The organism is Paraburkholderia rhizosphaerae (genome assembly GCF_004366595.1).
GTDB classification, from domain to species: domain Bacteria; phylum Pseudomonadota; class Gammaproteobacteria; order Burkholderiales; family Burkholderiaceae; genus Paraburkholderia; species Paraburkholderia rhizosphaerae.
In genome coordinates this window covers 205,611-232,337 of sequence record NZ_SORE01000001.1, presented here as the reverse complement: position 1 = coordinate 232,337, position 26,727 = coordinate 205,611, and the positions used below count along the sequence as shown (strand labels likewise).

Sequence of the window (26,727 nt, the reverse complement as noted above, 5' to 3'; positions counted from 1 at the left end):
AATGAAAGGCCTGGGTCGCGACAAGCGAATCGTGTCTGCGAATCGGGCGAGCCCGGCTGTAGCGAACGCGCGACACGCCATCGGGGCTTTCCCGCGTTCAACATGTCTTTTTGTTCATGCGCCACCCGCGCCACCGGCCGCAAACATCCATCGAATCGGCATAGAAAGCGCGCCGTTTAACTACCGTGACACCACTCGTCGAAACCTGAAAAAGAGCATTCCATCTTTCGTGGTCGCTGCTATGCCGGACCATTGCTCGCGTCGTTTTCAGAACGATTGCCGATCATTTAACCGGGGAATTACAAGTGAAGCGAGATGTCATGTTATTGAAGGTCAGATATGTTGCCGCGGCGGCCGCGATGCTTATGGCCGGGGCTGCACATGCGCAAAGCAGCGTCACCCTTTTTGGGCTTATCGATACGGGTGTCGTCTATCAGAATAACGCCCGGGTCACCCCTTCGAGCGGCACGTCGCCAGGGGCAAGTTCGTTTTCGCTTCAAAGCGGCAATGTGTTTACGTCGCGATGGGGTCTGCGAGGCACTGAAGATCTCGGCGGCGGCCTGAGCGCGATCTTCTGGCTCGAGAACGGTTTTAACGTTGCGAACGGCACCTTCAAGAACGGCGGAGACCTGTTCGGCCGGCAAGCGTGGGTCGGTCTTCACTCCGATCAATACGGTACGGTGACGCTGGGTCGTCAATATGATTTCCTGGTGGACTTCGTCGCACCGTTGAGCGCAACTGGTTCGGGCTTCGGCGGCAACCTGGCGACGCACGTGTTCGACAATGACAACCTGAACAACGATCTGCGCCTGAACAATTCGGTGAAGTTCAGTAGCGCGTCGTATGGCGGTTTCAAGGCCGGCGCGATGTATGCGTTTTCCGGCGAGGCGGGCAACTTTTCGAACAACAGCGCATACAGCCTGGGTGCAAGCTACGCGTATGGTCCGTTCAATTTCGGCGCGGGTTACCTTCAGATCAACCGCACTGCGCAACCTGCGCTGGCCAATGCAACAGGTGCGGTCAGCACCGGCGATGGCGATGCTTTGACGACCGGCGGCGACCAGCAGATCTACGGTGCGGGCGCGCAATACAAGTTCGGCAAGTCGTCGGTGGGTGTCGTGTGGACTCACTCGGTCACCGACAACATCACCGGCGTGCTGCAAGGTGGCAGCACGTCGACCGGCGCGCTGGTCGGCACCTCGATGAAGTTCGACAACTTCGAAGTGAATGGTCGATATTTCGTCAGGCCCGACTTTAGCCTTGGCGCATCGTACACGTACACGACGGGCCAATTTAGCGGCGCATCGAAGGGCTTCACGTCGGCGTCGCCGCACTGGAATCAGGTGATGGCGCAGGCTGACTACTCGTTTTCGCAGCGCACCGATGTCTACCTTGAAGGTGTTTATCAAAGAGTCAGCGGCGGGAACGGCAATTCGGCATTCGACGCGAGTGTCTACACGCTCGATCCGTCAGCGGGTAACGAGCAGGTGGTTATTGCGGTCGGCATGAAGCACCGGTTCTGATCAAGCGTAAGCGTGCCGTGCGGTCGAACATCGTCCGCACGGCGCAGGCGCGATGAATCGCTATTCGACGCGGCGGCAGTTGGCGCCGCCTGCGGCTATTTTGAAAGGCTACAATTTAGATGCGTTCATGAATTGATCAGATCAATCGTTCCTCAATGAAGGGGGACCATGCAACATTTTGCGCAGCTACCGACCGAAACCGTCACCAAGTGGCAGGAGATGGTCGATCTGCTTGCCGAAATCGTGCAGGTGCCTTCGGCGTTGATCATGCGAGTCGAGCCTCCGAACATCAGGGTGCTCGTATCGAGCAAATCTAGTGGGAATCCTTACGAGCCAGCCGAAACCGCGCCTTTGAATTCAGGTCTTTATTGCGAGACCGTGATGAAGACCCGCCGGCCGTTGCTGGTTCCCGACGCACTTCAGGATGACGCGTGGAAATCAAACCCCGATATCAAACTGGGGATGATTTCGTATCTTGGCGTTCCGGTCAGCTGGCCTGATGGACAGATCTTCGGCACGATCTGCGTGCTCGACAGCAAACGCAACGCATACAGCGATCTTTTCTTCAGACTTCTGCTTAAATGGCGCGATGTGCTGGAAGCGGACTTGAAGCTGTTTGACATGCTGGACAAACAGCTCAAGGAGCGCGAAGCGAAGATTCAGCGTCTGGTCGACGCCGACATCATTGGCGTCTTCATGTGGACTGGAACTCGCATCATTGACGCCAATGACACGTTTTTGCGCATCCTCGGCTACGAGCGCGATGATCTCGACTCGGGCCGTGTCCGCCTGACTGAATTGACGCCGCCGGAATGGCGCGAGCGCGATGTCGAGCATTGGCTGCTGGAACTCAAACAGACAGGCACCCTGCAGCCCTTCGAGAAGGAATATTTCCGAAAGGACGGTAGCCGGGTGCCGGTGCTGGTCGGCGTCGCGGCCTTCGAAAAAGGCGGCAACGAGGGTGTTTCGTTCGTGCTTGATCTGACGGAGCGTAAGCGCGCGGAGGCCGAAGCGCGCGAAAGCGAGCGGCGTTACGGCGAAATTCAGGCGGCACTCGCGCACGCCAACCGCGTGACGACGATGGGGCAACTCGTCGCGTCTATCAGCCACGAAGTGAAGCAGCCGATCGGCGCGTGCGTGACGAATGCGCAGGCAGGTCTGCGCTGGCTGAGCGCCCGGTCGCCGGACCCGGGTGAGGTCCGCCTGGCATTCGAAAGGATCATTAAGGAAGCCACGCGCGCCTGCGACGTGATGAATCATATTCGCGACCTCGTAAAGCGATCGCCGATGCATACGGAGCGGGTGCAGATCAATGACGCAATTCGCGAAGTCGTGACGCTGACATCTAGCGAGGCCATGAAACACAGCGTCTCGGTGCGAATGGAGCTCGACGACGGTTTACCCCTTGTCCTGGGGGAGCGCGTGCAGCTTCAACAGGTGGTGCTGAATCTGATCATCAACGCGATTGAAGCGATGAGCGACGTCGACGATCGACAAAGAGTGCTTACGATCGAAACGAGCCAAGACGAATCTACCGGCATCCATGTAATGGTGCGCGATTCGGGGCCTGGCATTGCGCCCGACGACATCGCGCGTCTGTTCGAACCGTTCTATACGACCAAGCATGAAGGAATGGGCATGGGGTTGTCGATCTGCCGATCGATCGTCGAAGGGCACAAAGGGCGGCTGACAGTGAGCGTAAACTCGCCGCAGGGGGTTACGTTCCTGATGCAGTTGCCGGGCTGCGAGAAAAACATACCCGGACCTTGAAGCTGTAGGCCTGTTGTGCGCCCGGCAGCATGGTGAGAACTACGCCTCGAACATGCGGCGCGGCAGCTGCGCGCTGACTCGTCGCACGGCGCGGTCAAGGCGATCGCGTTTCAGTGCGGCTTTACGAATCACGCGCACTTCAGCCGTGCATTCAAGTCCCGTTACGATTGACACCGCGCGAGTATGCGGCCAGTCACAAAAGGCTCGCCGCATTACAGGAGCCATTCGATCGGCAGGATGGAGAAGACCGTAACGGTTAGTCGATCGAACCATGTTGAGTTTGGCTCGGTGTCGTAGCGGATGGTCTCGCCGCCGTACTGCCGGGTCCAATACAACTTGTCGTTACTGTCAATTTTCACCTCGTAGGCCAGCTTCGGCACCAGCTGCCAGAATATGGACTCGATGCGTATGGCGAGTTCCGGACTGTCGATCACCAGTCCCAGCTCGGTGTTCAGATTCGCGGAACGCGGATCGAGATTCAGCGAACCGACGAATACACGCTCGGAATCGACAGCAAAGGTCTTCGCGTGGAGGCTTGAGCCGCCTGAACTACCGAAGATGCCGGTGCTGAAATGCTTATGAGCCGTAGCGCCCGCAGTGCGACGCAGTTCGTACAGTTGAACATCCCCGTGAAGCAACGCCACACGTCTTTTGGCGTAACCGGAGTGGACCGGCACGACATCCGTCGCTTCGAGCGAATTGGTCAGCACCCGAACGGTGATTCCCGAGCTAGCGAGCTCCGTCAGGTAGCGTGTGCCGTCTTCACCCGGCACGAAATACGGGGAAATCAGATCGAATTCATGTGTCGGTCTGCCCAGCTTCGCTAGCAGTTGAGGCAACACCAGCGATTCCGGCGGTGCCGTGCCGAGCGCTTTGGTCGGGTCATCGCTGACGAGGCGCGCGCGGGCCCAATCGAGCGGTAGCGTACCATCGACAAGGCGCCGCACGTCGGTCGTCTTCTGGAGTGATTCCACGTAAGCAGCGGCCGCCGGGTCTCGATGTACCGCACGCGCAGACTCATCGAGTTCGTGAAGTTCGTCGGGCTTCGCGCGTGGAAGGATCTGTTCGGCGGGGTAGGCCAATGCACTGGCCCAGTACCGGTCGAAGTCGTTTTCCACCTCTCTCGCCGCGGGGCCGATTGCCAGCACGTCGAGGTCCGCGAACACCACGCCGTCAGTCGCACCGAAATACTCGTCGCCGATATTTCGTCCGCCGATGATGGTTGCGATGCCGTCGGCCGTCATCGACTTGTTGTGCATGCGTCTGTTTAGCCGCGAGAAGTCGGTGACGAAACCGACGAACTTCGGCTTTCGCCAAACAAACGGATTGAACAGGCGCACCTCGATGTTGGGTTGAGCGGCTAGCGCGGCGAGGATATCGTCCATTGACGATGGGATGCCGTTGTCATCCAGCAGGAGCCGTACGCGCACGCCACGACTCGCGGCCTCCTGCAGTTCTTCAAGCAGCAAGGTGCCGGTGAGGTCGTTACGCCATATGTAGTATTGAACATCGAGCGTCCGTTCGGCCGTTCGCGCCAGGTCGACTCGCGCGGCAAAGGACTCTAAGGGATCTGCGAGGGGATCGATGCCGGTGAGCCCCGGATGGTCGTTCAGGTCCTTCTCTGTCACCCGGCCAAGCCGGGTGGTTACCACTTCGTCAGTTGACAGGGCTGTGGACGGCTTCCGGTCGCCGAGCGGCGGAAGACTGCAGGCCACGAGCAAAGTGGCGCTCAGCGCGCAGAACACCGCCGTGCCGCATCGGGTCGCGATACTAGAGGCGATTGAAACGCTCAGGAGTTTCATGATCGACGCATAGGGCAACACATCGTGACGGGTCGGGCGCGCCCGCGCGCGTGCAGGAAGCCACATCCTCCACCAGTTGCGACGGCTGCGCAACAAGGACGCACGCACGTGGCACACCAGTGGTCCGATTGCGTCAGTCAATTCGCATCGGAGTGCATGAAAGTGCTGCCATACCGGGTTGGGTGGGTCGTTTAGCCCGATCAAAAAAGCGGCGGTCATCTCTTGTGTTACCGTCCCGGTGCCGTCAAGTTGGTGTTGACGCGCGCGTGCGCGCCACGCACCGCGCCGGCCGGTTGCCCGGTACACAGCCTGTTTTCGAGGAACTGTATGCGCTTGCTGCTTGCCCTGCTTCTTCCGTGGTTCCAGTTTTTCACGATCGGCCGGCCAATCGCCGGTGTTGTCTGTCTGGTCCTGCAACTCACCATCATCGGTTGGCTGCCGGCTGCAATCTGGTCGGTCTACGCGTTGGGCCAATACAAGACAGACAGGAAAATCGAACGCGCACTCGCGGGTCGCGGCAGCTGAAGCGTTTTCGCTGCCATCGCCCGTTGCATGCCGCGGGAGCCAATCCAGCGAATTTGTCATCCGCCGATCATCGAAACGCACCGTCGGCTGCGCAAACTGAAGACACGATCAGCCACCCCGGCGATCATCTTCAGGAGATTGGCCATGAGTTCCGCAAAACTTTCTCTGCTGGCGGTCACCGCGTCGCTGTGCGCCGCATTCGCCACCGAAGCCGCGCTCGCACAAGGCAAGACGCGCGAACAGGTGCAGCAGGAACTTGCGCAGGCGCGTCATGACGGCATGCTTCCGGTCAGTAAGACCAGCTATCCGCCGACCGACGAGCAGATCGCACGCAACAAGCAACTGCATGCGATCGCGAAGCATCCGGGCGAAGCGAGCCCGAGCGTCGATTACCACGACGGCAAGATCGCCGCGCGCTAATCGCGGCGCTTTCCACCACGCTCGTCACCACGCACGCCGGGAACGGTTCAACGGTCCCGGCGGTGCGCCATGCCGCTGCGACAAATTGCCACCCGTGCTTACCTCATTTCACGCGCATCTGCTGCTGTTTGCGATTCCTGACTGGTTCGATGATGGAGCCAATCTCGTTCGTCAGGAGCATCGCCATGGATTTCCTCCGCCTCGTGCGCATCGTTCTTTCGAGCTTCTTCGGTGTGCGTAAGCGCGCATCGCATGAAGCCGACTTCGCTAACATCAACCTTGTTCTACTGCCGTTTGTCGCCGTATTCATGGCAGCGTGCATTGGTGCAGTGATCTATGGCGTCGTGAGCCTGATCGCGCAATCAACGAGTACGCTGCAGGGGTTCTGATCCGTTGCTTTTCAGGCATCCCGCGTCAGTCGGTCTAAAATGATGGGCCTGACTGACAGGCGGAACATGTGATGAAAGACGCGTTTGAACGTCGGGCACTGCTGTTGCATCTCGGTGCAGTGCTCGATGCGATGGACAAGCTGCTCGCCTACTCAGGCGACAGATCGGTTACGGTGCTCGAGTTGGTGTCCGAGCATCGCGCCCTCGCCAGTTTGCCGCTTTTGCCACTCGCACCTGCCGAAATGACCGTGCATGGATTCACCCAGCGCGTGAGCGCAGCGTTCGCCGTGTGGCCAGCTGAATTGCTCGAAGCCGAACTGAATCGCCAACGTCTCGCAGCTGTGGTGCGCGACGCGTTGTTCGTCGCCGATATCGACGGCTGGCACGCATACGTCGATACGCTGAAACAGGACGTGCACTGGTTCGGCGACGGATTACCGCCATTGCCCACTGAAGCGGCCATAACATCGAAGGCAGCGCATCGCGCCGGCCAGTCGCGTGGCAAGCAAGCCGAAGCAGCATCGTCCGAGTCCGACCCAGGCGGTTTCTACCCGTCCTGGCCGTGGAAGCCATAGAGCCGAGCGCCCGCCGTGCTACCCGATCCAATTTTCAAGGAAGCGTTGTTGCGGATGGCGATCGCGATGCTGCTGGGCTGCATCGTCGGCGTCGATCGCAACATGCGCGGCAAGCCGACCGGCGTGAAAACGCTGGGCCTTGTGGCACTCGGTTCGTGTCTGGTGACGATGGCGGGGGCGGGTTTTGCACTGCATGGCATAGCCGGCAACGATGCGACGTCGCGAGCGATTCAAGGCATCGTGACGGGCATCGGTTTTCTCGGCGCCGGTGTCATCGTGCAGAACGTCGACGGGGACAAGATTCGCGGTCTCACTACCGCGGCGTCAATCTGGGTAACTGCGGCGCTAGGCATTGTGTGTGGCGTAGGCGCATGGTCGGTCGCAGTGATCGCGACGATTCTGTTCATCCTGCTGCTGGTAATTGGCCGCGTCGCCGAGCACGCATTGCATCGGCATTGGCTTGCTAAGCCGCAGGAGCATCGGGATGCGATGCTGGACAACGAAGAGTAGGGCGGGACGCGCATCACCTGTAGCGCGCCCGCGTTGAAGCCTGCACTGGCCGCGTAGATCAGCTCGCGTTATGCGCAAGAGCGACTCGCGCCTTCTCTTCCGGGCTCCCGTCGACAAAATACTTATCAGCCCATTTCCCATCGGGCTGCAGCACCAGCCGCTGATGTTTCTGGCCGCGTTGCTGCTCGCTGATCGCAATAGCCCGCGCGCGATAGTGCTCATACAGACGCAAGAACTCCGCGAGATAAATGCCCGCGATGCGTTTGCCGCGAAGCTCGAGCACATTCTCGTCGTTGAAATGCTCGGAATTGTTGCTCATGTTCGCGGAGCCCGTGTAGACAATCGGGTTATCGCCTTCCGCATCGATCACGAGAAACTTGTGGTGGATGATCACCGGCGCAAAGGGCGGCGCATGCTCGCCGGGGAAGAGCTGCATTTCCGGCACAAAACCTTCGGGCACCGTCGCCGGTGAGAAGAATGCCGCGTCGATCACGTCTTTCTGCTCCTTGCTGCGATGGTACAGCTCGAGGTTCGCAAGCTCGGTGGTGTTGAGCGTCTTGCCATCCTGTTGTGCGTCGTCGGCCGCCTGTGCCGATTTTTCGCTGATGTGATTGACGAGGCCGAACATCATCAGCCCCTTGTCGCCTGCTGCGAAGCACGCGTCGCGCAGCGGCGCGTCGGTCGGCATGAACAGGCAGAACATCACCGAATGTTTCGCAGCGCCAATGGCTTCGACAATCGTGTCGATTTGCGTGCGCGCGCTCTTGGGCTCGGGCGAGAAGCACACGCGCACCTTCGTGTCGCCAACCGTTACCGAGTCTGACCACCCGTCCGCGAGTTTCGCGGTCTCGGCGATCGTCGGATTCTTCGCGAGGCTCGCGGCCCGGTCGTTATATAACTGCGCGAGCGCGGACGACTCGAACAGATGCAGCACGTTCGCCTGCTCGGTGAGGCCTTCGGTCGTGAAGTTCGCCGAACCCGTCAGCAGTCGCGCGGGACGTGTGTGGCCGTTGCCTTCGTCGGCAACGATGAACTTGTCGTGCATGATGTGCGTTTTGTCGCGCGGCGATAGCATTGCGAAGCCCTCCAGCGCATTGACGGCCGGCTGGTTCGGCGACGGCAGCGTCTTGCCCTTTTCGCGTACCTGATGCGAGTCGTACACGAGCGCAAGCGCTGCCTTGCCTTGCGCTTTACCGAACGCGACGAATGCCGGTAGCGCCCACAGCGTATCGGTCAGGTGATACACCGCGGCGGCGGCGCGTCGCGCGTCCGCGAAGATCGTCTTGAAGGTATCTTCGATGTCGTTCGCAAGCCACGTTCTGAGCCGCAGCGCCTGTTGCGGCGATGGCGCTTCGCCCGGTTGCAGATGCAACGCGTTGACCATCCGCGCAAACGCTTGCGAACTGACCACTGCGCGATTGAACCAGCTGCCGAACCCGTGCTCGATATGAGCCGGCAACGTGATGCGGCAAGTGCCGACCTCAGCTTCCTGCAATTGAGGCGACGCGGGCGTACCGGTGACCGGATACACCTGATACTCGAAGTGCTGCTGACGGTCCGGCGGGTCGATGCGCGCATCCCACCACATGAACTTCTGGATCGGCGCGACATTGGAAGGCGCGTCGCGCTGCGTATCGGGCACCGGGCCGTCGAACGTGACGCGGTTCGGCAGCCAGCTGCCCGATTCGCGCGTGTCGCCCGAAGCGTCGACAAAACCTGGCGTCCGCTTGATCGCGAAGCCGAGAAAATCATCCCGGCCTTTGCCTTGCGGCCAGTCGAATGCCAGCAGCACGAGCGTGGGGGACAGATAAGCGCGCACGACGACAGCCATGTGAGGCCTCCTCGACGATGAAGTCTGAAAAGGCCAGTCTGGCTAACGCGGCTATTGAATAGATGAATTTTGTATGGCGTTTTCGAGTCAGCGCGCCGACGTGGTGCATGCCGTGCGTAGTCGGTGTGCTTTCAGCGGCGAAGCTCGAGCACGGTGAACTACAAGCGGTCCGACGGCCGACCTCTGCGCCGGAACACCCACCAGCCCGCGAGCGCGGTCGACCCGACGACGGTCAGCACCATTACCCAGAATCCGTGATGATTCTCCGCGAGCGGAATGCCGCCGACGTTCATCCCGAACAGACCCGCGATGATGTTGATCGGCAGCGCGAGCACCGTGACGAGCGTCAGCGTAAACAGCGTGCGGTTAGTTTGTTCGTCGAGGCGTGCGGCAATTTCTTCCTGCAGCAGCTTGATCCGTTCGGCCAGCCCCGACAGATCGCCGAGTACCAGCGAAAATTCTTCGGTCGAATCGCGCAAATGCTGAACGTCCTGTTCCGACAGCCATGCGGGCGGACGCACGAGCAGCCGGAAGATCGACCCCGGTTCCGGCGCGAGCACGCGCTGCAGGCGCACCAGCACGCGCCGCATCGCGCCGAGATCGCGGCGGCTTTCCACCGCGAGCTTCGACAGGAATTGATCTTCGATCCGGTCGACTTCGATACTGCTGCTGCGCACGATCTGCACGAGCAGATCAGCCTGATCGCGCATCAGGTGAATCAGCAATTCCGCCGGCGTGCTGAAAATTTCGCCATCGCGCACCGCGGCGCGCAGGCGGTCCACCGAGCGCAACTGCTTGAGCCGCGCGGTGACCATGATGTTCTTGTGCGTGTAGACCCACAGCGTTGCAATGTCGGACGGCGTCTTCTCGAAGTCGAAGATCACGTCGTTGACCACTGCAAGCAGCGCACCGTGCTGATGCTCGATGCGCGTCGAGTGCGAGCCTTCGCGCAGCGCCTCGTAATATTCATCTGGCAGATTCAGGTTCGCGCGCATCCAGCGCTCGCTGGCGACGTGCGCGAGGTTGAAGTGCAACCAGAGAAACTCGCCGTCTACCCGCGTCGGATTCGCTCGATGTTCGGCGAGCCAGGCATCGACCGACTCGGAGTCGATCGGTGCGCCCGGCTGACCGGACACGAACCGGAAGCTGCAAACCAGACCCAATGGGTCGGCTCCATAAGTGGAAGGCGCCAGGTTCAGTTTCATAGAGAGTGGAAATAGAAAACTGACGGACCGAGCGGGAACGGAATCAAATTCGGAGAACCGTGTTCGGTTACGCCGGATATTTTGACACATCCGTTTCATCGTCTGTGCACGGTCGGCATATATACGGCATTTTAAGGCCCGGTGCGGCGTGCCGCCGTATCCGATGTTGGGGTGATTCATCGTTCAGTCACATTCATCCCCAACAATCGACGCCGCCCGACAATCGGGCCATCGATATAAGGCGAGCAGCCCGCTACCACGATCGCGGGAAAGATACGCCGGCCAGACCTCGGGGAATCGCAACATGACTATCCGTCATCGCATTACGCTTTTAGTGATCTTGATGTTCGTCGCTCTGTCGGCCATCGGCGGTTACGCCGTGTACCAGACCAGAGGGAGCGCAAGCGAAGTCAGGAAGGTGACGGAAGGGGTCGTGCCGAGCGCGCTCGCGTCCGCCGATCTGGTGTCGCAAGTGAAGGACGTGCAGATTGCGACGATGACGCTCGTTTATTCGCCCGATGCGAATATGGTTTCGCAGGCGGAGGACGTGCTGAAGAAAAAGCGCGAAACCCTCAAGCAAGCCCTTGCCTTGCAGGCGAAAGACGCGGCGAGCCAGGCGCAAAAGGGCCTCGTCGTGCAGGCGCAAGATAGCCTCGCAAACTATTTCTCCGCGATCGACGACACGGCGAAGATGAAACTCGCCGGCAAGAACGAGATGGCGCAGGCCTATCTGTTCGCGAACGTCGCCGAGTATCGCGACGAGCTCGAAGGCATCGTCAACACGCTGCGCATCGAGAAGAACCGCCAGAAAGACGAAGCGATCGCCGCGCTGAACAACAAGCTTGCGACCACAACCACCGCGATTGCCGGCGTAACCGGCATTGCGGTGCTGCTGCTGACGGTGATCGGCGCGCTTCTCTACCGCCAGATCACGCGGCCGCTGTCCCGCATGCAGGCGATGATGAGCGAGATCGCCGCGAGCCAGGACTTCACGCGTCGCGTGCCGGTCGGACGCCTCGACGAAATCGGCCGCTCGATCGTCGCGTTCAACGGGATGATCGAAAAGATCCAGGAGAACTCGGCGCTGCTCAAGCAGAAGACCGCGGACATCCAGGCGATGCTGCAAAACATGCAGCAAGGCATTCTGACGGTGGTCGACGGCGCGGTGATCCACGCCGAGTACTCGGCTTATCTCGAAGCCATTTTCGAAACGAACGACATTGCCGGCCGTTCGCTGATGGATCTCGTGTTCGCCGATACTGACCTCGGCGCCGACGATATTTCGCAAATCGACGCGGCGACGCATGCGTGCCTCGGCGAAGATGCGATCAACTTCGAATTCAACCAGCATCTGCTGGTCGGCGAGATTGCGAAGCGCATGCCCGATGGCCGCGTGAAAACGCTCGACCTCAGCTGGTCCGCGATCACCGACGAAAACGACGTGATCGTGCGCCTGATGCTGTGCGTGCGCGACGTGACCGAACTGCGCAAGCTGGCGGCCGAAGCGGGCGAACAGAAGCGCCGTCTCGAGATGATCGGCGAAATTCTCGCCGTCAACGAAGAGAAGTTCCATCACTTCATCGATTCGGCAAGCGGCTTTGTCAGCGAGAACGAACGGATCATTCGCAAACACGATCAGGCAGATGGCCCCGCGATTGCCGAGTTGTTCCGCAATATGCATACGATCAAGGGCAATGCGCGCACGTACAACCTGCAGCATCTGACGAACGTCGTGCATGAAACCGAGCAGCGCTATGAGGAACTGCGCCGCGCCGACGCCGAGCGCGAGTGGGACCAGGAACAGTTGATGACCGAACTGGCCCGCGTGCGTGAAGCGATCGACAGCTACGCGAAGATCAACGAAGTGAACCTCGGCCGCAAACGCCTCGCGCGCCGCGGCGGTGCCGACGGCTATCTGATGGTCGCCAAGGAACATATCGCGCACAGCCTGCGTCTGCTCGAAACGGCCAATACGGGCGACGTCGATGCGCTCGTCACGATGCGCGATGCGTTGCATCGGACGCTGCGTGTGATCGGTACCGAAAGCGTCGCGGAAACACTGTCGGGCGTGCTCGACTCGCTGCCGTCGCTTGCCGCTGAACTCGGCAAGGACGCGCCGGTCGTGCGTATCGACGACAACGGCTACCGGGTGCGCAACCACGCCAGCACCACGCTGAAGAATGTGTTCATGCATCTGCTGCGCAACTCGATGGACCACGGTATCGAGCCCGCCGCCGCACGAACCGCGCAAGGCAAGCCGGCGGCGGGTGCGATCGACATTGAAGTCGGTGTCGATCACGACGTGCTGCAACTCACGCTGAGCGACGATGGCCGAGGACTCGCGTTGAGCAAGATTCGTTCGATCGCTATTGAGCGCGGCTGGATCGACACCGCGACCAAGGTGAGCGACGAAGAGATTGCCGAATTTATCTTCCGGCCGGGCTTCTCCACGGCTGAGCAGATCACCGAGGTGTCGGGGCGCGGCGTCGGTATGGATGCGGTGCGCGATTTCCTCGCGCGCGAGAACGGCAGCATCGAGTTGCGCTTTACCGACGATCACAAGGGTGCCGCTTTCCGCCAGTTCCAGACCATCGTCTGCCTGCCGGACAGCTTCGCGGTGGATAGCCTGGGCGCTGACGCGCGCGTAGAAGACGACAACGCACCGGTGCCACCGCTCGGTCATATGGCCAGCCAGGGCGGCGGCGACATCCGAGCCTCTTCAGAGGCTCGCGCTGTGTCATAGGAATGCTTGAAGGATGGATGTGATTCAACAGTATGGAGTAGCAGCGGTTGCGGCGGCTTTGATCACCGCCGTGTGCGCGTTCGTCGCGCACCGGCTGCACAGCGCAAAGGTAATCAGGCGTTTGCGTGCGCAAGCCGACGCGCGCATCGACGCGCTGACATGCGATGACGACCGTCATACGGCGCTGCTTGCGCAAGCCGAAGACGACAAGCGCGAACTGGAGGCGTCGCTCGCGCAGTTGCGCGACGCGCTCGCGCAGCAGACCGTGCTCGTCGACGAGACTCGCGTTGCGCTGCGCGAGGCCACCGAAAGCCGCGATCGATGGGTGCGCGACGCGCAGAAGATCGCGCATGAAGCGTCGCGTTTAAAGGGGCTCGCCGGGACCTTCGAACGCTGGCATGAACAGATGATCTCGCTGATGACGCAGAATCAGGATATGCACACGAAGAACCAGGAGCTGTCGTCGATTGTGCGGCATGTGGTGATCGTGTCGCTGAATGCGTCGATCGAGGCCGCGCGCGCGGGACAGGCGGGGCGAGGCTTCGCGGTGGTCGCAAGCGAAGTGCGCGCGCTTGCCGCGCGTTCGGAGGACCTGTCGAAGAGCTATCGCGACAGCCTGCATCGCAACGATCTGACGACGGCCGCGACGTTTCAGGACATCCAGGCCGGCGGCAAGATGATTGCCGCATCGCTCGCGAGTGTCGAATCGCTCGCGAACCAGTTTCAGACAAAGCTTCAGTAGGCGTCGGACGTGATTAGCGCACAAGCGAAGCAGAGCTTCGAGCGCATCCTTGAAAAGGCTGCGCAGACGAGGCTAACGGTGGACCCAGGCGACACATGCAGCATCGCGCCGCAGGCGCGGCACGCGGCGGAGCCGCTTGTGGGCGATCGATCGAACGTCGTGGTGCTGACGATTTCAGGAATCTCGTTCCGGTTGCTGCTGATCCTGCACGTGAACGAAGATACCGCGACGGTCGAGTACTTCACGAAGGACAGCGCCGAGCGGCCGTTTCGCGAGGTGTTCCAGGAAATATGCAATCTGTGTTGCGGCGCGATCAATCAGGAATTGCTGCGCTATTTTCCGGATCTCGGCATGTCCACGCCGTATATGTTGAGTGCGCGTTGTCTGCCGTATCTGGAAGGGCTGAAGCCTGAACTTCTGGAGACCTGGGCGGTGACAATCAACGGGTCGGTCGAACTCGCCGCGACGCTATGCGTATGCGCGCATGCGCCGATCGATTTCGCGGCGGAGGTCAGCGTGGCCGAAGACACGAGCGGCGAACTCGAGCTGTTCTGAACGGCATGACTTGGGTTCTTGCTGAGACGCGATCTCAGGCGCCGACCCGGCGACAGCCGCGGCGCAGTCGCAGACCATTCGCAAACCACGCGGTAGCCACGCCCGCAGGAAAAGACGATGAACTTCAACAAACCGGTCAGCAAGGTGCTGGTGCTCGACGAGAGCCCGCTGCACATGGACACGATCAAGCGCTTTTGCGATGAAAACAATCTCGTCGGCGTGAAGGTGCGCAAGAGCCGTCTGCTATCGGTGCTGCGGGCGAATATCGATCTGGGCGCGATCCTGATCGACGAGCACTACGGCGGCTCGCTCGACGAGAGTGCGGCGATTGCGAACCGCGTGTACGCGGTGCGACCTGAGTTGCCGATCATCATGCGGCGCGAATCGCGCGCCACGCTTGACGATTTGCCCGAAAGCCTGCGGCAGATTCTCTGCGCGGCCTATGTCGCGTCGGATATGGCGCCGCTGCGCGAGGTGATCGACCGCTATATTTTCAGCCTCGATTACCCGAACGCATTGGTGCGCGGCATCTCCGACATCAGCGAAACGATGCTTGCCACGCTGTTCAAGGACTTCACGATCACCTGTGAAACGCCGAGCATCGTGCGCGACCGCATCATCTTCGGCGAGGTGTTCAGCCTGATCGCGCTCGAAAGCGCGTGGTGCCGCGGCTACATGATGATTCAGGCTGAAGAGGAGCCGCTGCTCGCGCTGCTCGATCAGCGCGGCACCGGTGACCACACAGCCGACTTCCGCGATCTCAACGATCTGCTCGGCGAGTTGACCAATATGGTCTGGGGCGCGTTCAAGAACCGCTATCTGGGTGATGCGGACACGCTCGCGCGTGCGCAGGTGCAAGTGCCGCTACTCGTCAACCACCGGCAGAAATACATTTCGTTCGGCTCCGAAAACCCGCAACTGTGCTTCGTGTACACGATCACGGATGACGTATCGGGCCGTTCGGTGAAGTTGCATCAACGTTTCGTGTTCAGCCTGAGCTGGTCGCCGGAGGATTTCAAGGAAGTCAGCGAACCGCTGGGCGCGACAGTCGAAGCGGGCGAACTCGATCTCTTCTGATAGGCGTTACGGAGTAACCAACATGGCAAAAATTCTGGTAGTGGACGACTCGAGCACGGTGCGTGACGAAGTGGCCGGCTTTCTGAAAAAGAACGGGCTCGACGTCGATACCGCGGTGGACGGCAAGGATGGGCTCGCGAAACTGAAGGCGAGCCCCGGCACGAAGCTGGTGATCAGCGACGTGAACATGCCGAATATGGACGGCCTGACAATGGTCGAAAAGATTCGCGGCGAACTGGGCAACGCGACGGTCAACGTGATCATGCTGACCACCGAGAGCAGCCCGGCCATGAAGGAGCGTGGCAAGGCGGCCGGCGTGAAGGGCTGGATCGTCAAGCCGTTCAAGGGCGAAGCGGTGCTTGAGACGTTCCGCAAGCTGGCCGGCTGATGCGGCATTCAAGCGGGAACGATTGAAAACCGGCAGGTGACAACGCGCGTGCACGATTGCCGCCGCGCGTGTTTCGGATTGTTGCTTACGACTTCGCGGGGCGGCCCGTCTTTACCGTATCCAACGCGGAAACGGCTGCAATAAGCCGCTTCGGCGGCACGGCGGCCAGCAGGGTAAGCCCCGCGCGCAACAGTTCGCTCTTCTTCACCGACACGCCGCCATCGAGGCAGCGCTGCTTCAGTTCCGCCAACTTCGCATAGTCGGACTTCGGCATCGTGAAGCTGTCGCGCACGACCTTGTCCTTCTTCACACGGCGAGCCTTTTCGTCCTTCGTCGTCTTGGCGCCTGCTTCCTTGACATTCTTGACGTCTTTGGCGACGTTCGCTGCGTTGGCGACCTTTTCGGCCGGCTGTACCTGCGCCGCTTTCGGCGTCTTCGCGGCCGGTTGTTTCGTTTTGGCCGATGTGCTCGCCGTCTTCGCCGTCTTGCCGGCGCTGGAATTGCCCTTAGCGGGCGCCGCTTTTTCCGTTGCTGCCTTCATATCCGATCTCCTGGTGAACCGTATAAACGATATAAATAGTATATACGGTTTATGCGGCGGCCGATTTTACGGCTATGTCGACGTCATGTCCGAACCGAAATATGTCGTTTGCATTGAGCGATGACATTTAGGGAAAGCCGAACGTAACACGACGTAATCGTTTGCCGTTTCGCGTGTAATGCTTGTAACACTTCGTCGCACTAGACTGTCGTCCACTCGGTGCGCCAGTCCCAGCGCGCTGCTGGGAGTCCCACTATGCTTGTAGTCGACCGGGCGGCATCATTGCACGATGTCGCTGCCGGAGTGCCCGAGGCATGCGCCTATGCGTGGCCGCGGCGAACACGGCGGTTCTCCGCCACACTCTTCAAGCTCCTCTACCGCTGGACGCACTCGCGTGCGTATCGGCACAACGAACGTCTATGGCGCGCGGTTTCGATCAAGCGCGACTTTGACGGATGCATCACCGATATGCGCATAGGCCGTTACCGGCTAACCATCGAGAATGCGTCCGTGCTGCCGGCATCGCGCACCGGTGCTTGCCACCTGATTGCAGCGGGCCCGTCGATCAACGATATCAACTACAGTGCGCTCGATCTCGAGCATGTGATGGGCGTGAATGGCGCCGTCGCGCTGCAGGACAGGTACGACGTTCGATTCGACTATTACTGCATCGTCGACGCGGGTTTTGCGCGCAACCGGCCGGATCTGGTCGCGCGTATCGTGCAGCAGTCGCTCATTCTGTTCGCGACGCCGCTCGTGATGTGGTACATCGCTCAATATTTTCCGCTCGACCAGATGCGTTGCCGCATCTTCGTGATCGAAGACGTGCAATACCCGGCGGGCCAACGCGCGCTAAGCGGCCGCGATCTGCACACGGCTCATACGTGTGCCGACGACCTCGTGCTATTCGATGAAGAGCGTGTGCTCGGCTTTAGCCTCGATATGCGGCAAGGCGTGTTCGATGGTCGCACGGTTGCGTATGTCGGGTTGCAGGTGCTGAATTCGCTTGGCTTCGACACGGTGTTCTTGCATGGCGTCGATCTGCGCGACGCATCACGTACGCCGCGCTTCTACGAAACCAGCACGGATAGGCAGCCGAGTACGCTTGACCGGCATTTTGACGCGTTTATCGAGCCATCATTCAGGCAGGCGGCTGCACTGCTGAGGCGGCGCGGCGTGCGCGTGGTCAACCTGTCGGTGAACAGCGCGCTCGATGTCGATATCTTCGAGAAGCGAAGCTGGCGCTCGCTAACCGGCGTGCGCGCGGATATCGCGCACCCGATGCGCCATAGCGCTGCATAACCGCGGGAAACGGGGCTGCCCGATAACAGCAAAAATTCGTTCCCGCGAGCGTCACGATCGCGGACACCACAGTCGTACCCGATGAAAGTCGTCCATCTTTCCAACACGCCGGTCGCGGGCAGCCCCGGCAATATCGTGTCGGCGCTAAATCGGCTGACCGACATTCAAGCCCGCCACGTTGTGTTCAATGCAGCCGCGTATCGCACGCGCACGTTCGCGATCGACATCGACTGGCAGACGCAACAGCAGCAGGCGCTCGATGCGATCGCCGAGGCGGATGTGATGCACATTCACCAATACTTCTCGCTCGACGAAACCTTCGGTGCCGGGTTTCAGAAGCGCTTCGGCGATAAAAAGCTGATCCGTCAGTACCATTCGGCCCCCGACTTGTGGGCGAACGGCGATCCGAGCCTGATCGAGCGGATCGTGCGCGACGGCGCGCCGCAGCTCGTGATCGCGCAAGGTCCCGAACGTTTCTATCCTTTGGCGCGCGTGGTGCCGAATGTCGTGCCGATCGACGATCCGCGCTACCGGCCGCATCCCGAAGCGGACGGCGTACCGATCGTCACGTTCTCGCCGAGCGGGCGCGCGTCGGCATGGAAAAAGCGCTGGGAGACGAAAGGCGTACCGCAGACGCTCGCGCTGCTGCGCAGACTCGAACGCGACGGACTGTGCCGCTTGCAGCTGATCGTCGATACGCCTCACGACGAATGCTTACGCGCGAAACAACAGGCCGCAGTCGCAATCGACGAATGCGTGACCGGCAACTACCACTTGAGCGGACTCGAAGCGCTGTCGCAAGGCAAGCCGACGCTGGGTTTTCTCGACGCGCGCGTGCAGTCGCAATTGCGCAAGCTGACCGGCGCGGTCGATCTGCCGTGGGTCGACGTGCGTCTCGAAGAGGCGCAAGCGCCGTTGCGTGCGCTGCTCGAAGATCGTTCGTTGCGCGCGGAAATCGGCGGGGCGTCGCGGCGCTGGATGGAGGCGCACTACGCGGAGCCCATGATGATCGAGCACTACCGGCGTGCGTATCTCGATCTGTTCGAAGCACCCGAACGGTTCGGCGTGCCGCGCTTCACCGGCGATGCGCAAAAGTGGCTTGCTGTCGCTTGCCCCGACTACAACTGGACCGCACGCTGGCGTCAGCATGCGAGCTTGCGCGACAAACTTCGCGCGTGGCTCAAGCGCTGATCATTTGAATCGCGAAAGCCGATCCGGCACGATGGTGAGCCGATTCGGGAGCTGCGAAACGGTCGATGATCGATAGGTGAGGCTTTTCGGGAGTACGCGACCCGGGCTCGAGCATCGACAGCCCGGTGCTTCATGCGGTGACGATCAGCAGTCCACCGGTTAGCGCGAGCGCGGCGCACCAGAGCCAGTCGAAGTTGATCCAGCCTCTGCGCAACATACCCAAACCAAGGTACTCGTACGCCGCGAACGCGATCGCACCGCCAGTGACCAGCGTGACGACCGTATGCAGCGCAGTCATCTGGCCGATCATCTGCAACGAAGCAGGCAGTGAAGCGGGCAGCGCACCGGCGGCCACGCCTTGTGCGCCGGCCGCGCCGCAGATCGGCATGAGCGCGGGGATCAGCATCAGGCCGGCGCCGTGCATCGTCGCCATCGCGGCAGACCACAGCGCAAGCCCGATGAAGCCCGCGGTCATGCCGACCCGCACGCGATGCCGGTGCCCGTACAAATGGTGGTACAGCGCCCAGCCGATCAGCACCGCACCCATCGCGACGCGCAGGTGGGCAGTCTGCGCGAGCATGCCAAACGCGACCGCCGACGTCGTCACGAGCAGCACCGATACGGCATGGCCAAGCGCGATCGGCGGCAACGCCCATAGCATCGCTTTGCGGCTGCCGCGCTGCATGCCAAGCGCGGCAGCGAACAGCCACCCCATCGCCGGATTAGCGCCGTGAAAAACGCCGCTGCCGATGACCGTCGCCCACGTCGACGCGAAGCTGCCTGCGAACAGGTCGTTCATATCGAGCTCGACAATTCCGCGCTGCGCGTTACGGATAGCAGTACGAGTCGGACGAACCGTCGCCACCTTCAAGGCGAATCTGATGCGGACGATGCGTGCTCGGCCATTGAAGGAAGAAGGTCGGCTCGAACGCGAGGCCGCCGTTCGGCGCGGCATCGAGTTTGACCATCCAGCCGTTGAGTCCGTCCGTATAGAACTGATCGTCGATTGCACCGTATAGCGAGTTCGTGAAGTACACACGTTTGCCGTCGCGGCTCACTTCGACCATTTGCGGGCCGCCGTTCAACGGCTGGCCGTTCGCGCCCGCGTGCGTCGCGCGCGCCGCGATGCCGCCGATGCGCACCTTGCCGGTCAGCTCCGGATGAAACGGGTCCGACACATCGTATTGACGCAAGTCACCCGTGCCCCAGCACGACACATACAGGTAGCGATCGTCGAGCGATAGCGCGATATCGGTGACGAGCGGCGGAACCGCGCCGAAGCCCTTCAGCATCGGCGGCAGCGCGTGCGCATCGGCCGGTTCGGCGGGAATCTCGATCACCTTGCGCACCGCCCACTGATTGCCTTCGCGGTACCACGTCCAGATCGACGCGGACAAGTCCTTCAGGCTGATCACCGAGTTGACGAAACCGTGCGCCATTGTCGGGTTATGCGCGGGTCGCAGCTCGAAGACGAGCTGGTTTTCCGCGCCGAAATCGATCACCTGCTTGTGCTTGCGCGTATTGATGTCCCAGAAGTGCAGACGGTGCCCGTATTTGCCGCCGAGCAGCACTTCAGGCACGAGCCCATTCTCGAAGGTCGCCGGCAGTCCCCATTCGCTGGTGACGAGCGTGTCGTAGCCGAGGTGCCACCATACGTCGTACGAGAGTTCCTGCGGCCCGCGATCGATTTCCCAGCGGCCGCGGATATCGAAGGTTTCATGATCCATCAGAAAGATGCCGCCGGGCGCTTCGCCCTGCGCGTTTGCCAGCGATGCGACATAAATGCCGGCCGGCCCGCAGTGGACAGTATGCGGACGCGTATAGCCGGCCTTCGATGCGACTTCGTCGGGCTCCAGTACGCGCACGATCTTCGGGTTTCGGCCGTCGGGCTTCGTATCGATGATATGGATGCGCGACGAACGTAGTCCCGGCACGACCAGATAACGCCGTTCGGAATGCGGGTGCGGCGCGTTCGGGCATAGACACGAACTGCATGCGTTCCAGCCGAAATGGTGTAACTCGTCGCCGACGTTCGGCATCGTGACGCGGTTGACGATCTTTCCGTAGTCCTTCGACCCGGGAGCGACGTCGACCACGGCGATATCGTCGGGCATCTGCCGCGACGGATCGAAGCTCGCGACATACGCGAGGGTTTCCTTGGGCGCGTCGGCTGCGAGACGGGCCGACGGATAGAAGGTCGGATCGGGTTTCCACGTCGCCATGACAGTCTCCTCCGAAGTGGCCGCGTTCGTCCGCACGCGTATCGCCTGCGGACCGGGCCGGAACGTGATGCATGTTGCGTGGCGAGCGATGCTGCGTCGCGCGCAACGTGCGGTTCTGGTTGCCAGAGTTTTTAATCGTAGGCAATTAAACGGCAGAGCGTGGCGCGTCGACGCGTCAGACTGTGATCGATGACGAAGCGATGCGTGATGCCAGGACCGTGCGCGAAGCGCAAGCAAAACCGATGCCGTCGCAAAGGTGAGCGTTTCCGGGACGCTCCAGCATCGCGAGGAATGCTCAAGCGTCGTGATCGATGGCGATGACGAATGCTTACTTCACACGAATCGAGTCGAGGCGACAGCGGATACGAAACAGTCTGTCAAACGCTGAAGGCCAGGTGTAAAGTGGCCGCTATCCGCATTGCATTCGCACCAGCGGCCGAATGAGCAGTGCCCCGTAGTTAACCCTGCGGTTAAGCCTGAGGAAGAACATGGTGACGACTTCCGGGCGGTCCTCCTCTCCAGGTATCAGGCGCGAAGGCTTGCTCGAGCAGCAGGCCGCGCTTGCTGCGCTATCGCGCATCGACGTATCGCACGGCGAACATCTCGAAGAAACCCTGCGCTTCATTACCGAAACGGCAGCCCGCCTCATGAGCGTCGCGCGCGTCAGCCTGTGGCGCTACGACCCCGCCCATCAGGCCATTCATTGCATCGACCTTTACGAATGCGATGCGAAACGGCATAGCGAAGGCGCGCAGTTGCGCGCCGATTCGTTTCCCGCCTATTTCGCGGCGCTCGCGACGAGCGAAGCGATCGTCGCCAACGATGCGCACCACGATCCGCGCACCTGCGAATTCGGCGACAGTTATCTGACGCCGCTCGGCGTGACCGCGATGCTCGACATTCCGATTCGCGTGCAGGGCAACCTCGATGGTGTGTTGTGCCTCGAACAGGTCGGGCCGCCGCTCGCGTGGACCACCGAAGACCGCCTGTTCGGTATCGCGCTCGCCAATCTGATCGCGCTTGCCGTCGAGCGGCACGAACGCGAGCGCGCGGAAAAAGCGCTGCGCGCAAGCGAGCAGCGCCTGTCGACGATGCTCGCGTACGCGCCCGATGCGATCACGCTGCTCGATGTCGACACGTTGCGCTTTATCGAAGTCAACGATCAGGCGACCCGTTTGTACGGCTACGACCGGCCCGCGCTGCTGTCGATCGGACCAGTCGAACTGAGCCCCGAGCGGCAGCCCGACGGGCGACTGTCGAGTGAAGCGGCGCGCGAAAAGATTCACGACGCGTTGAACGGCGGCGTGCCGGTGTTCGAATGGACGCATGTGACCCCGGACGGCGTGTTGTTTCCGTGCGAAGTGAGGCTGGTCCGGCTGCCTGATCCGACACGCCGGCTGGTGCGCGGCAGCGTGATCGGCATCGGTGAGCGCAAACGGGCCGAGGCCGCGCTACGCGAAAACGAAGCCCGGATGCGCGGCATTCTCGATGCGTCGATGGACTGCATCATCAGCATCGATAGCGATGGCCGCATCGTGGAATTCAATCCGGCATCCGAGCGGACCTTCGGCCTTTGCCGTGCGGACGCGCTGGGCCGCCACATCGCGGAACTGATTATCCCGCCCGCCACGCGCGATGCGCATGGAGGCGAGCTGGCCTGTTATCTGGAGAACGGCGGCGGCACGGTAGTCGGCACACGCATCGAAGTACAGGCAATGCGCGCGGACGGTAGCGAATTTCCCGCGGAGATTTCGGTCACGCCGGTACAAGGCGAACCCGGGCGCGTCACCGCGACGGTGCGCGATATCACCGGACGCAAGCGCGCGCAAGCGGAATTGCGTCAGGCGAAAGAAGCGGCCGAAGCCGCAAACCGCGCGAAATCCGAGTTTCTCGCGAGCATGAGCCACGAATTGCGCACGCCGCTCAATGCGATGCTCGGCTACGCGCAGCTGCTGCGGCGCGAAGCGGATCTGTCCGAACGGCAATGCAAGTCGCTGAACGTGATCCGGCAATCCGGCGAACATCTGCTCGGGCTGATCGACGAAATCCTCGACATGGCGAAAATCGAGGCCGGCACGCTCGATGTAATCGCGGATTGCTTCGATCTGCCGACGATGCTCGTCAGCATCGCATCGATCATGCGCAGCCGTAGCCAGGCGAAAGGGCTCGCGTTCACCTGTGCGCAGTGGTCGGACATTCCACCGGTCGTGCGCGCGGACGAGCGCCGCTTGCGCCAGGTGCTGATGAACCTGCTTGATAACGCGATCAAATACACCCAGCGCGGCGGCATCGTGCTGAAAACCGGCATGCACGACGGCCGCGTGTGCTTCGTCGTCGAGGACACGGGCGTGGGTATCGAACCCGAGCATTTGTCCGAGATTTTCGATGTCTTTCATCAGGTGCGCGGCCCGCTGACGGTCGGCGAAGGCACCGGCCTCGGCCTTGCGATCAGCAAGCGGCTCGTGCGGTTGATGGGGGGCGATCTGAAGGTCGAAAGCATCCCGCATGAAGGCAGCCGCTTCTGGTTCGAGCTTGACCTGCCGGCAGTCGCCGTGCCGCTCGCCACGGCGGAACAGCGCCTGCTGACCGCGGTTGAAGGCGAACGACGCACGGTGCTCGTCGTCGACGACGAAGAGGATGGGCGCAGCCTGCTGCGCGACGTGCTCGAACCGCTTGGCTTTCACGTGCATGAGGCGGCCGATGGCGAGTCCGCGGTGAGCGAAGCCGTGCGCCTGCGCCCGCATGCGATTCTGATGGATATGCGTATGCCGCGCGTCGACGGCCTGGCGGCGACGCGGCGCATTCGCGCGATGGCCGAACTGGCAGGAACGGTGATTTTTGCGATTTCCGCCAGTGCGTTCGAACACAACCGCGCGCGGTGTCTCGAAGCGGGCGCGGACGCATTCATTCCAAAGCCATTCCGGCAGGAGCGTTTGCTCGAACTGTTGTGCTCGCATCTTTCATTGAGTCCTGTTTATGCGCCGGGCGGCGACGAAACGGGAGCCGCAGCTCGAGAAGATGAAGCCGACGCGGCGGCCATGCCCGAAGCGTTGGATGCGCCGCTCGTCGCGCCGCCGGCGGAGGCATTGCACACGTTCGTCGAACTGGCTGCGCGCGGCGATATCACGCAATTGCTTGCCGAAGCGGCTCGGCTCGAGCAAACCGACCGCACCTATGCGCCGTTCGCCGCACAGCTGCGGGTATTGGGCGGCGCATACCGGATGCAGGCGCTGCGCCGCTGGCTGGCGGGTTTCGCGGGGGCGCAATGAGCGCCGCATGCGCCACCGGCGACGGCCGGCCGCTGATACTCGTCGTCGAGGACGCGCCGGCGAACCTGTCGATCCTGCTCGAATTGCTGAGCACGCATGGTTTCGCGGTGTCGGTTGCCGAAGACGGCGAGAGCGCGCTTGAACAGCTCGACCATATGCGTCCCGACCTGATTCTGCTCGACGTATTGATGCCGAAGCTCGACGGCTTCGCGACCTGCGCGCAACTCAAGGCGAATCCGGTGACGCGCGAAATTCCGGTCATCTTCATGAGTGGCCTGAGCGAAACGGTCGACAAGATCAAAGGCTTCGCGCTCGGCGCGGTCGACTACATCACGAAGCCGATCCAGCACGACGAAGTGCTCGCGCGCGTGAGCACACACCTCGAATTGCAGCGTCTGCGGCATTGTCTGCTTGAAAACGAAGCGCGCTTGTCCGGCATCGTCGAATCGATGATGGATGCGGTCGTCGCGCTCGATCGCACAGGGAGCATTACGTTTTTCAATCGCGCGGCCGAACGGGTATTTCGCTGCGACGCGCAAGCGGCGCTCGGCTCGCCGTGCCGGCGCTTCCTCGCGGAACCGCTGTGCCGGCTGCTCAGCGACTACCTGCGCGCGGAACCCGGCGCCGCGCCGATGTGGGTGCCCGAAGGGCACAACGCAGTGCGCGCGGACGGCACGGCCTTCCCGATCGAAGCGAGCCTCTCGTATGCGGAAGCGCAAGGCGATGCGATTTATACGCTGATCCTGCGCGACATTGCCGAACGGCGTAAAGCGCAGGCCGAAGTCGGCCAGTTGCGCGGCCTGAACCGCTACCTCGAAGACGAACTGCGCGAGGCAAGCGAATACGAGCGAATCGTCGGCGCGACCGGTCTCGACCAGGTGATGCAGCAGGTGCAGCAAGTCGCCGCCACTGACGCGACGGTGCTCGTCAGCGGCGAGACCGGCACCGGCAAGGAGCTGATCGCGCAGGAGGTACACCGGTTGAGCCGGCGGCATGGCAAACCGCTCGTCAAGCTGAACTGTGCGGCGCTGCCCGCGAATCTGATCGAAAGCGAGCTGTTCGGTCACGAGAAGGGCGCGTTTACCGGCGCGCTGTCGCGCAAGCCGGGCCGCTTTGAACTGGCCGACGGCAGCACATTGTTTCTCGATGAAGTTGGCGAGCTCGCGCTCGATCTGCAAGCGAAGCTACTGCGCGTGTTGCAGGAAGGCGAGTTCGAGCGGCTGGGCGGCGTGCGCACACAGAAAGTCGATGTGCGGATCGTCGCGGCGACGAACCGCAGTCTGGCCGATGAAGCCGCGGCGGGACGGTTTCGCGCCGACCTGTACTACCGGCTCAATGTATTTCCAATCTCGCTGCCGCCGCTGCGCGAGCGGCCCGAAGATGTTGCGCCGTTGGCCGCGCATTTCGTGCGCCGCTACGCGGCGAAGTACGGCAAGCACATCGAAGCGCTGACGCCCGCGCAACTCGCGACGCTGGCTCGCTACCGATGGCCCGGCAATGTGCGCGAGCTGCAGCATGTGATCGAACGCGCGGTGATTCTTTCGCCGGGATCGCAACTGGCGCTCGGCGACTGGTTTGGCGAGGCTGCGGCGCCTGCTGCGGGCTCGGCCGCTTTAGTCACCTCTGCCCGTTCGGACGCTGCGGTTCCGGTCTCCGCGGTCTGCGCGATTGCGGCCGCGCCGTCCAACGCCAACGTGGCGGCGACCTGCGTCGCGCCGACGCTCGAGGAAAACGAGCGCGCGTTCATCCTCAGCGTGCTCGAACAGACCAACTGGCGCGTGAGCGGCAAAGCGGGCGCGGCCGAGCGGCTCGGTCTCAAACCGACGACGCTCGAGTCGCGAATGAAACGGCTCGCAATCGTACGCAAAAGCTGAATTCGGCGTTTCCTTCACGATATTTCGTGAAACTCACGAAGTCCGGTCGTGAGTACCGGACTTATCGTGAAGCGCGGCAGTGTGTCGCGAGCGCAGGCGGTTTGACGCGGCGGCCTTGTGCAGCAAGCCGCGACGGCTCGATACGAAAGCCCGGACGTCAGCTGGCACGTCTTTCGCACTGAAGGCGCCCGCAAGGCGCGACCACGCTGGTTCAAGGCGACAGAGGCGAGCCCGGATGACATCTGGGCATTTCGCCGTTTCGGCTGCTTCTTG

22 protein-coding genes and 1 pseudogene are annotated in these 26,727 nt (G+C 61.6%); 17 read left to right on the top strand and 6 right to left on the bottom strand.

Annotation, left to right across the window (positions count from 1 at the left end; all coding sequences use genetic code 11):
• Positions 1 to 320 precede the first annotated feature (320 nt).
• The 3 genes and pseudogenes from BX592_RS00960 to BX592_RS35095 form a co-directional block, all read left to right on the top strand.
• Positions 321 to 1,523: a porin gene (locus BX592_RS00960; protein WP_134189765.1), complete on the top strand. Its 1,203-nt coding sequence runs from the start codon at positions 321 to 323 to the stop codon at positions 1,521 to 1,523.
• Positions 1,524 to 1,691: 168 nt separating this feature from the next.
• On the top strand, positions 1,692 to 3,293 hold the full coding sequence (locus tag BX592_RS00955; protein ID WP_166676283.1) for a GAF domain-containing sensor histidine kinase: 1,602 nt from the start codon (positions 1,692 to 1,694) through the stop codon (positions 3,291 to 3,293).
• A gap of 48 nt (positions 3,294 to 3,341) precedes the next feature.
• A pseudogene (locus tag BX592_RS35095) lies at positions 3,342 to 3,464 on the top strand (helix-turn-helix transcriptional regulator); the annotation flags it as partial.
• Positions 3,465 to 3,505: 41 nt separating this feature from the next.
• On the opposite strand, the gene BX592_RS00945 reads toward BX592_RS35095, so the two are convergent.
• Complete coding sequence (locus BX592_RS00945) at positions 3,506 to 5,095, bottom strand: phospholipase D family protein (protein ID WP_134189764.1); 1,590 nt, start codon at positions 5,093 to 5,095, stop codon at positions 3,506 to 3,508.
• Positions 5,096 to 5,422: 327 nt separating this feature from the next.
• Between BX592_RS00945 and BX592_RS00940 the strand changes: the two genes are divergently transcribed.
• The 5 genes from BX592_RS00940 (at position 5,423) to BX592_RS00920 (ending at position 7,514) form a co-directional block, all read left to right on the top strand.
• Positions 5,423 to 5,620: a YqaE/Pmp3 family membrane protein gene (locus BX592_RS00940; RefSeq protein ID WP_134189763.1), complete on the top strand. Its 198-nt coding sequence runs from the start codon at positions 5,423 to 5,425 to the stop codon at positions 5,618 to 5,620.
• Positions 5,621 to 5,764: 144 nt separating this feature from the next.
• Positions 5,765 to 6,040 (top strand): DUF4148 domain-containing protein, encoded by a 276-nt coding sequence (locus tag BX592_RS00935; RefSeq protein ID WP_134189762.1) that lies wholly within the window; start codon positions 5,765 to 5,767, stop codon positions 6,038 to 6,040.
• A 185-nt stretch (positions 6,041 to 6,225) separates the two neighbouring features.
• On the top strand, positions 6,226 to 6,429 hold the full coding sequence (locus tag BX592_RS00930) for a DUF2970 domain-containing protein (RefSeq protein WP_134189761.1): 204 nt from the start codon (positions 6,226 to 6,228) through the stop codon (positions 6,427 to 6,429).
• A gap of 71 nt (positions 6,430 to 6,500) precedes the next feature.
• Entirely contained in the window at positions 6,501 to 7,004 is a 504-nt protein-coding gene (locus BX592_RS00925; RefSeq protein WP_134189760.1) for a hypothetical protein, read from the top strand.
• 54 nt (positions 7,005 to 7,058) lie between these two features.
• On the top strand, positions 7,059 to 7,514 hold the full coding sequence (locus tag BX592_RS00920) for an MgtC/SapB family protein (RefSeq protein WP_134189994.1): 456 nt from the start codon (positions 7,059 to 7,061) through the stop codon (positions 7,512 to 7,514).
• Between the two features lie 58 nt (positions 7,515 to 7,572).
• On the opposite strand, the gene BX592_RS00915 is transcribed toward BX592_RS00920, so the two are convergent.
• Positions 7,573 to 9,345, bottom strand: coding sequence for a phospholipase D-like domain-containing protein (locus BX592_RS00915; protein ID WP_134189759.1), 1,773 nt, complete (start codon positions 9,343 to 9,345; stop codon positions 7,573 to 7,575).
• 158 nt (positions 9,346 to 9,503) lie between these two features.
• Positions 9,504 to 10,550, bottom strand: coding sequence for a transporter (locus BX592_RS00910; protein ID WP_134189993.1), 1,047 nt, complete (start codon positions 10,548 to 10,550; stop codon positions 9,504 to 9,506).
• A gap of 304 nt (positions 10,551 to 10,854) precedes the next feature.
• Here BX592_RS00910 and BX592_RS00905 point away from each other — a divergent pair, with 304 nt between their 5' ends.
• The 5 genes from BX592_RS00905 to BX592_RS00885 all read left to right on the top strand — a co-directional run bounded on the left by BX592_RS00905 (position 10,855) and on the right by BX592_RS00885 (position 16,055).
• Complete coding sequence (locus tag BX592_RS00905) at positions 10,855 to 13,293, top strand: HAMP domain-containing protein (RefSeq protein WP_134189758.1); 2,439 nt, start codon at positions 10,855 to 10,857, stop codon at positions 13,291 to 13,293.
• 19 nt (positions 13,294 to 13,312) lie between these two features.
• Positions 13,313 to 14,035, top strand: a complete 723-nt coding sequence (locus tag BX592_RS00900) for a methyl-accepting chemotaxis protein (RefSeq protein WP_208327830.1) — start codon at positions 13,313 to 13,315, stop codon at positions 14,033 to 14,035.
• A gap of 9 nt (positions 14,036 to 14,044) precedes the next feature.
• Complete coding sequence (locus BX592_RS00895; protein ID WP_134189756.1) at positions 14,045 to 14,590, top strand: hypothetical protein; 546 nt, start codon at positions 14,045 to 14,047, stop codon at positions 14,588 to 14,590.
• A gap of 117 nt (positions 14,591 to 14,707) precedes the next feature.
• Positions 14,708 to 15,667 (top strand): chemotaxis protein CheX, encoded by a 960-nt coding sequence (locus BX592_RS00890; protein ID WP_134189755.1) that lies wholly within the window; start codon positions 14,708 to 14,710, stop codon positions 15,665 to 15,667.
• Between the two features lie 22 nt (positions 15,668 to 15,689).
• On the top strand, positions 15,690 to 16,055 hold the full coding sequence (locus tag BX592_RS00885; RefSeq protein ID WP_075159281.1) for a response regulator: 366 nt from the start codon (positions 15,690 to 15,692) through the stop codon (positions 16,053 to 16,055).
• An 85-nt stretch (positions 16,056 to 16,140) separates the two neighbouring features.
• Here the strand turns inward: BX592_RS00885 and BX592_RS00880 are convergent, their stop codons facing one another.
• Positions 16,141 to 16,596: a hypothetical protein gene (locus tag BX592_RS00880; RefSeq protein WP_134189754.1), complete on the bottom strand. Its 456-nt coding sequence runs from the start codon at positions 16,594 to 16,596 to the stop codon at positions 16,141 to 16,143.
• Between the two features lie 468 nt (positions 16,597 to 17,064).
• On the opposite strand from BX592_RS00880, the gene BX592_RS00875 reads away from it, so the two are divergent.
• The gene (locus BX592_RS00875; RefSeq protein WP_134189753.1) at positions 17,065 to 17,898 is read left to right on the top strand and encodes a hypothetical protein; all 834 of its coding nucleotides are present in this window, start codon (positions 17,065 to 17,067) and stop codon (positions 17,896 to 17,898) included.
• A gap of 81 nt (positions 17,899 to 17,979) precedes the next feature.
• Positions 17,980 to 19,089 carry a glycosyltransferase family protein gene (locus BX592_RS00870; RefSeq protein ID WP_134189752.1) on the top strand — a complete coding sequence of 370 codons (1,110 nt, stop codon included), beginning with the start codon at positions 17,980 to 17,982 and terminating at the stop codon, positions 19,087 to 19,089.
• A 130-nt stretch (positions 19,090 to 19,219) separates the two neighbouring features.
• On the opposite strand, the gene BX592_RS00865 is transcribed toward BX592_RS00870, so the two are convergent.
• Positions 19,220 to 19,888 carry a hypothetical protein gene (locus BX592_RS00865; protein WP_134189751.1) on the bottom strand — a complete coding sequence of 223 codons (669 nt, stop codon included), beginning with the start codon at positions 19,886 to 19,888 and terminating at the stop codon, positions 19,220 to 19,222.
• A 28-nt stretch (positions 19,889 to 19,916) separates the two neighbouring features.
• Entirely contained in the window at positions 19,917 to 21,311 is a 1,395-nt protein-coding gene (locus tag BX592_RS00860) for a selenium-binding family protein (protein ID WP_134189750.1), read from the bottom strand.
• A 488-nt stretch (positions 21,312 to 21,799) separates the two neighbouring features.
• Here BX592_RS00860 and BX592_RS00855 point away from each other — a divergent pair, with 488 nt between their 5' ends.
• The gene (locus tag BX592_RS00855; protein ID WP_134189749.1) at positions 21,800 to 24,580 is read left to right on the top strand and encodes a PAS domain S-box protein; all 2,781 of its coding nucleotides are present in this window, start codon (positions 21,800 to 21,802) and stop codon (positions 24,578 to 24,580) included.
• Positions 24,577 to 26,454, top strand: coding sequence for a sigma-54-dependent Fis family transcriptional regulator (locus tag BX592_RS00850; protein WP_134189748.1), 1,878 nt, complete (start codon positions 24,577 to 24,579; stop codon positions 26,452 to 26,454). The genes BX592_RS00855 and BX592_RS00850 overlap by 4 nt, the downstream gene beginning before the upstream one ends.
• The last annotated feature ends 273 nt before the right edge of the window (positions 26,455 to 26,727 follow it).

Excerpts from the sequence above, each read along its gene's own strand:
- BX592_RS00960 (WP_134189765.1), top strand. The coding sequence starts at position 321 with ATGTTATTGAAGGTCAGATATGTTGCCGCGGCGGCCGCGATGCTTATG.
- BX592_RS00955 (WP_166676283.1), top strand. The coding sequence starts at position 1,692 with ATGCAACATTTTGCGCAGCTACCGACCGAAACCGTCACCAAGTGGCAG.
- BX592_RS00945 (WP_134189764.1), bottom strand. The coding sequence starts at position 5,095 with ATGAAACTCCTGAGCGTTTCAATCGCCTCTAGTATCGCGACCCGATGC.
- BX592_RS00940 (WP_134189763.1), top strand. The coding sequence starts at position 5,423 with ATGCGCTTGCTGCTTGCCCTGCTTCTTCCGTGGTTCCAGTTTTTCACG.
- BX592_RS00935 (WP_134189762.1), top strand. The coding sequence starts at position 5,765 with ATGAGTTCCGCAAAACTTTCTCTGCTGGCGGTCACCGCGTCGCTGTGC.
- BX592_RS00930 (WP_134189761.1), top strand. The coding sequence starts at position 6,226 with ATGGATTTCCTCCGCCTCGTGCGCATCGTTCTTTCGAGCTTCTTCGGT.
- BX592_RS00925 (WP_134189760.1), top strand. The coding sequence starts at position 6,501 with ATGAAAGACGCGTTTGAACGTCGGGCACTGCTGTTGCATCTCGGTGCA.
- BX592_RS00920 (WP_134189994.1), top strand. The coding sequence starts at position 7,059 with ATGGCGATCGCGATGCTGCTGGGCTGCATCGTCGGCGTCGATCGCAAC.
- BX592_RS00915 (WP_134189759.1), bottom strand. The coding sequence starts at position 9,345 with ATGGCTGTCGTCGTGCGCGCTTATCTGTCCCCCACGCTCGTGCTGCTG.
- BX592_RS00910 (WP_134189993.1), bottom strand. The coding sequence starts at position 10,550 with ATGAAACTGAACCTGGCGCCTTCCACTTATGGAGCCGACCCATTGGGT.
- BX592_RS00905 (WP_134189758.1), top strand. The coding sequence starts at position 10,855 with ATGACTATCCGTCATCGCATTACGCTTTTAGTGATCTTGATGTTCGTC.
- BX592_RS00890 (WP_134189755.1), top strand. The coding sequence starts at position 14,708 with ATGAACTTCAACAAACCGGTCAGCAAGGTGCTGGTGCTCGACGAGAGC.
- BX592_RS00885 (WP_075159281.1), top strand. The coding sequence starts at position 15,690 with ATGGCAAAAATTCTGGTAGTGGACGACTCGAGCACGGTGCGTGACGAA.
- BX592_RS00880 (WP_134189754.1), bottom strand. The coding sequence starts at position 16,596 with ATGAAGGCAGCAACGGAAAAAGCGGCGCCCGCTAAGGGCAATTCCAGC.
- BX592_RS00875 (WP_134189753.1), top strand. The coding sequence starts at position 17,065 with ATGCGCATAGGCCGTTACCGGCTAACCATCGAGAATGCGTCCGTGCTG.
- BX592_RS00870 (WP_134189752.1), top strand. The coding sequence starts at position 17,980 with ATGAAAGTCGTCCATCTTTCCAACACGCCGGTCGCGGGCAGCCCCGGC.
- BX592_RS00865 (WP_134189751.1), bottom strand. The coding sequence starts at position 19,888 with ATGAACGACCTGTTCGCAGGCAGCTTCGCGTCGACGTGGGCGACGGTC.
- BX592_RS00860 (WP_134189750.1), bottom strand. The coding sequence starts at position 21,311 with ATGGCGACGTGGAAACCCGATCCGACCTTCTATCCGTCGGCCCGTCTC.
- BX592_RS00855 (WP_134189749.1), top strand. The coding sequence starts at position 21,800 with ATGGTGACGACTTCCGGGCGGTCCTCCTCTCCAGGTATCAGGCGCGAA.
- BX592_RS00850 (WP_134189748.1), top strand. The coding sequence starts at position 24,577 with ATGAGCGCCGCATGCGCCACCGGCGACGGCCGGCCGCTGATACTCGTC.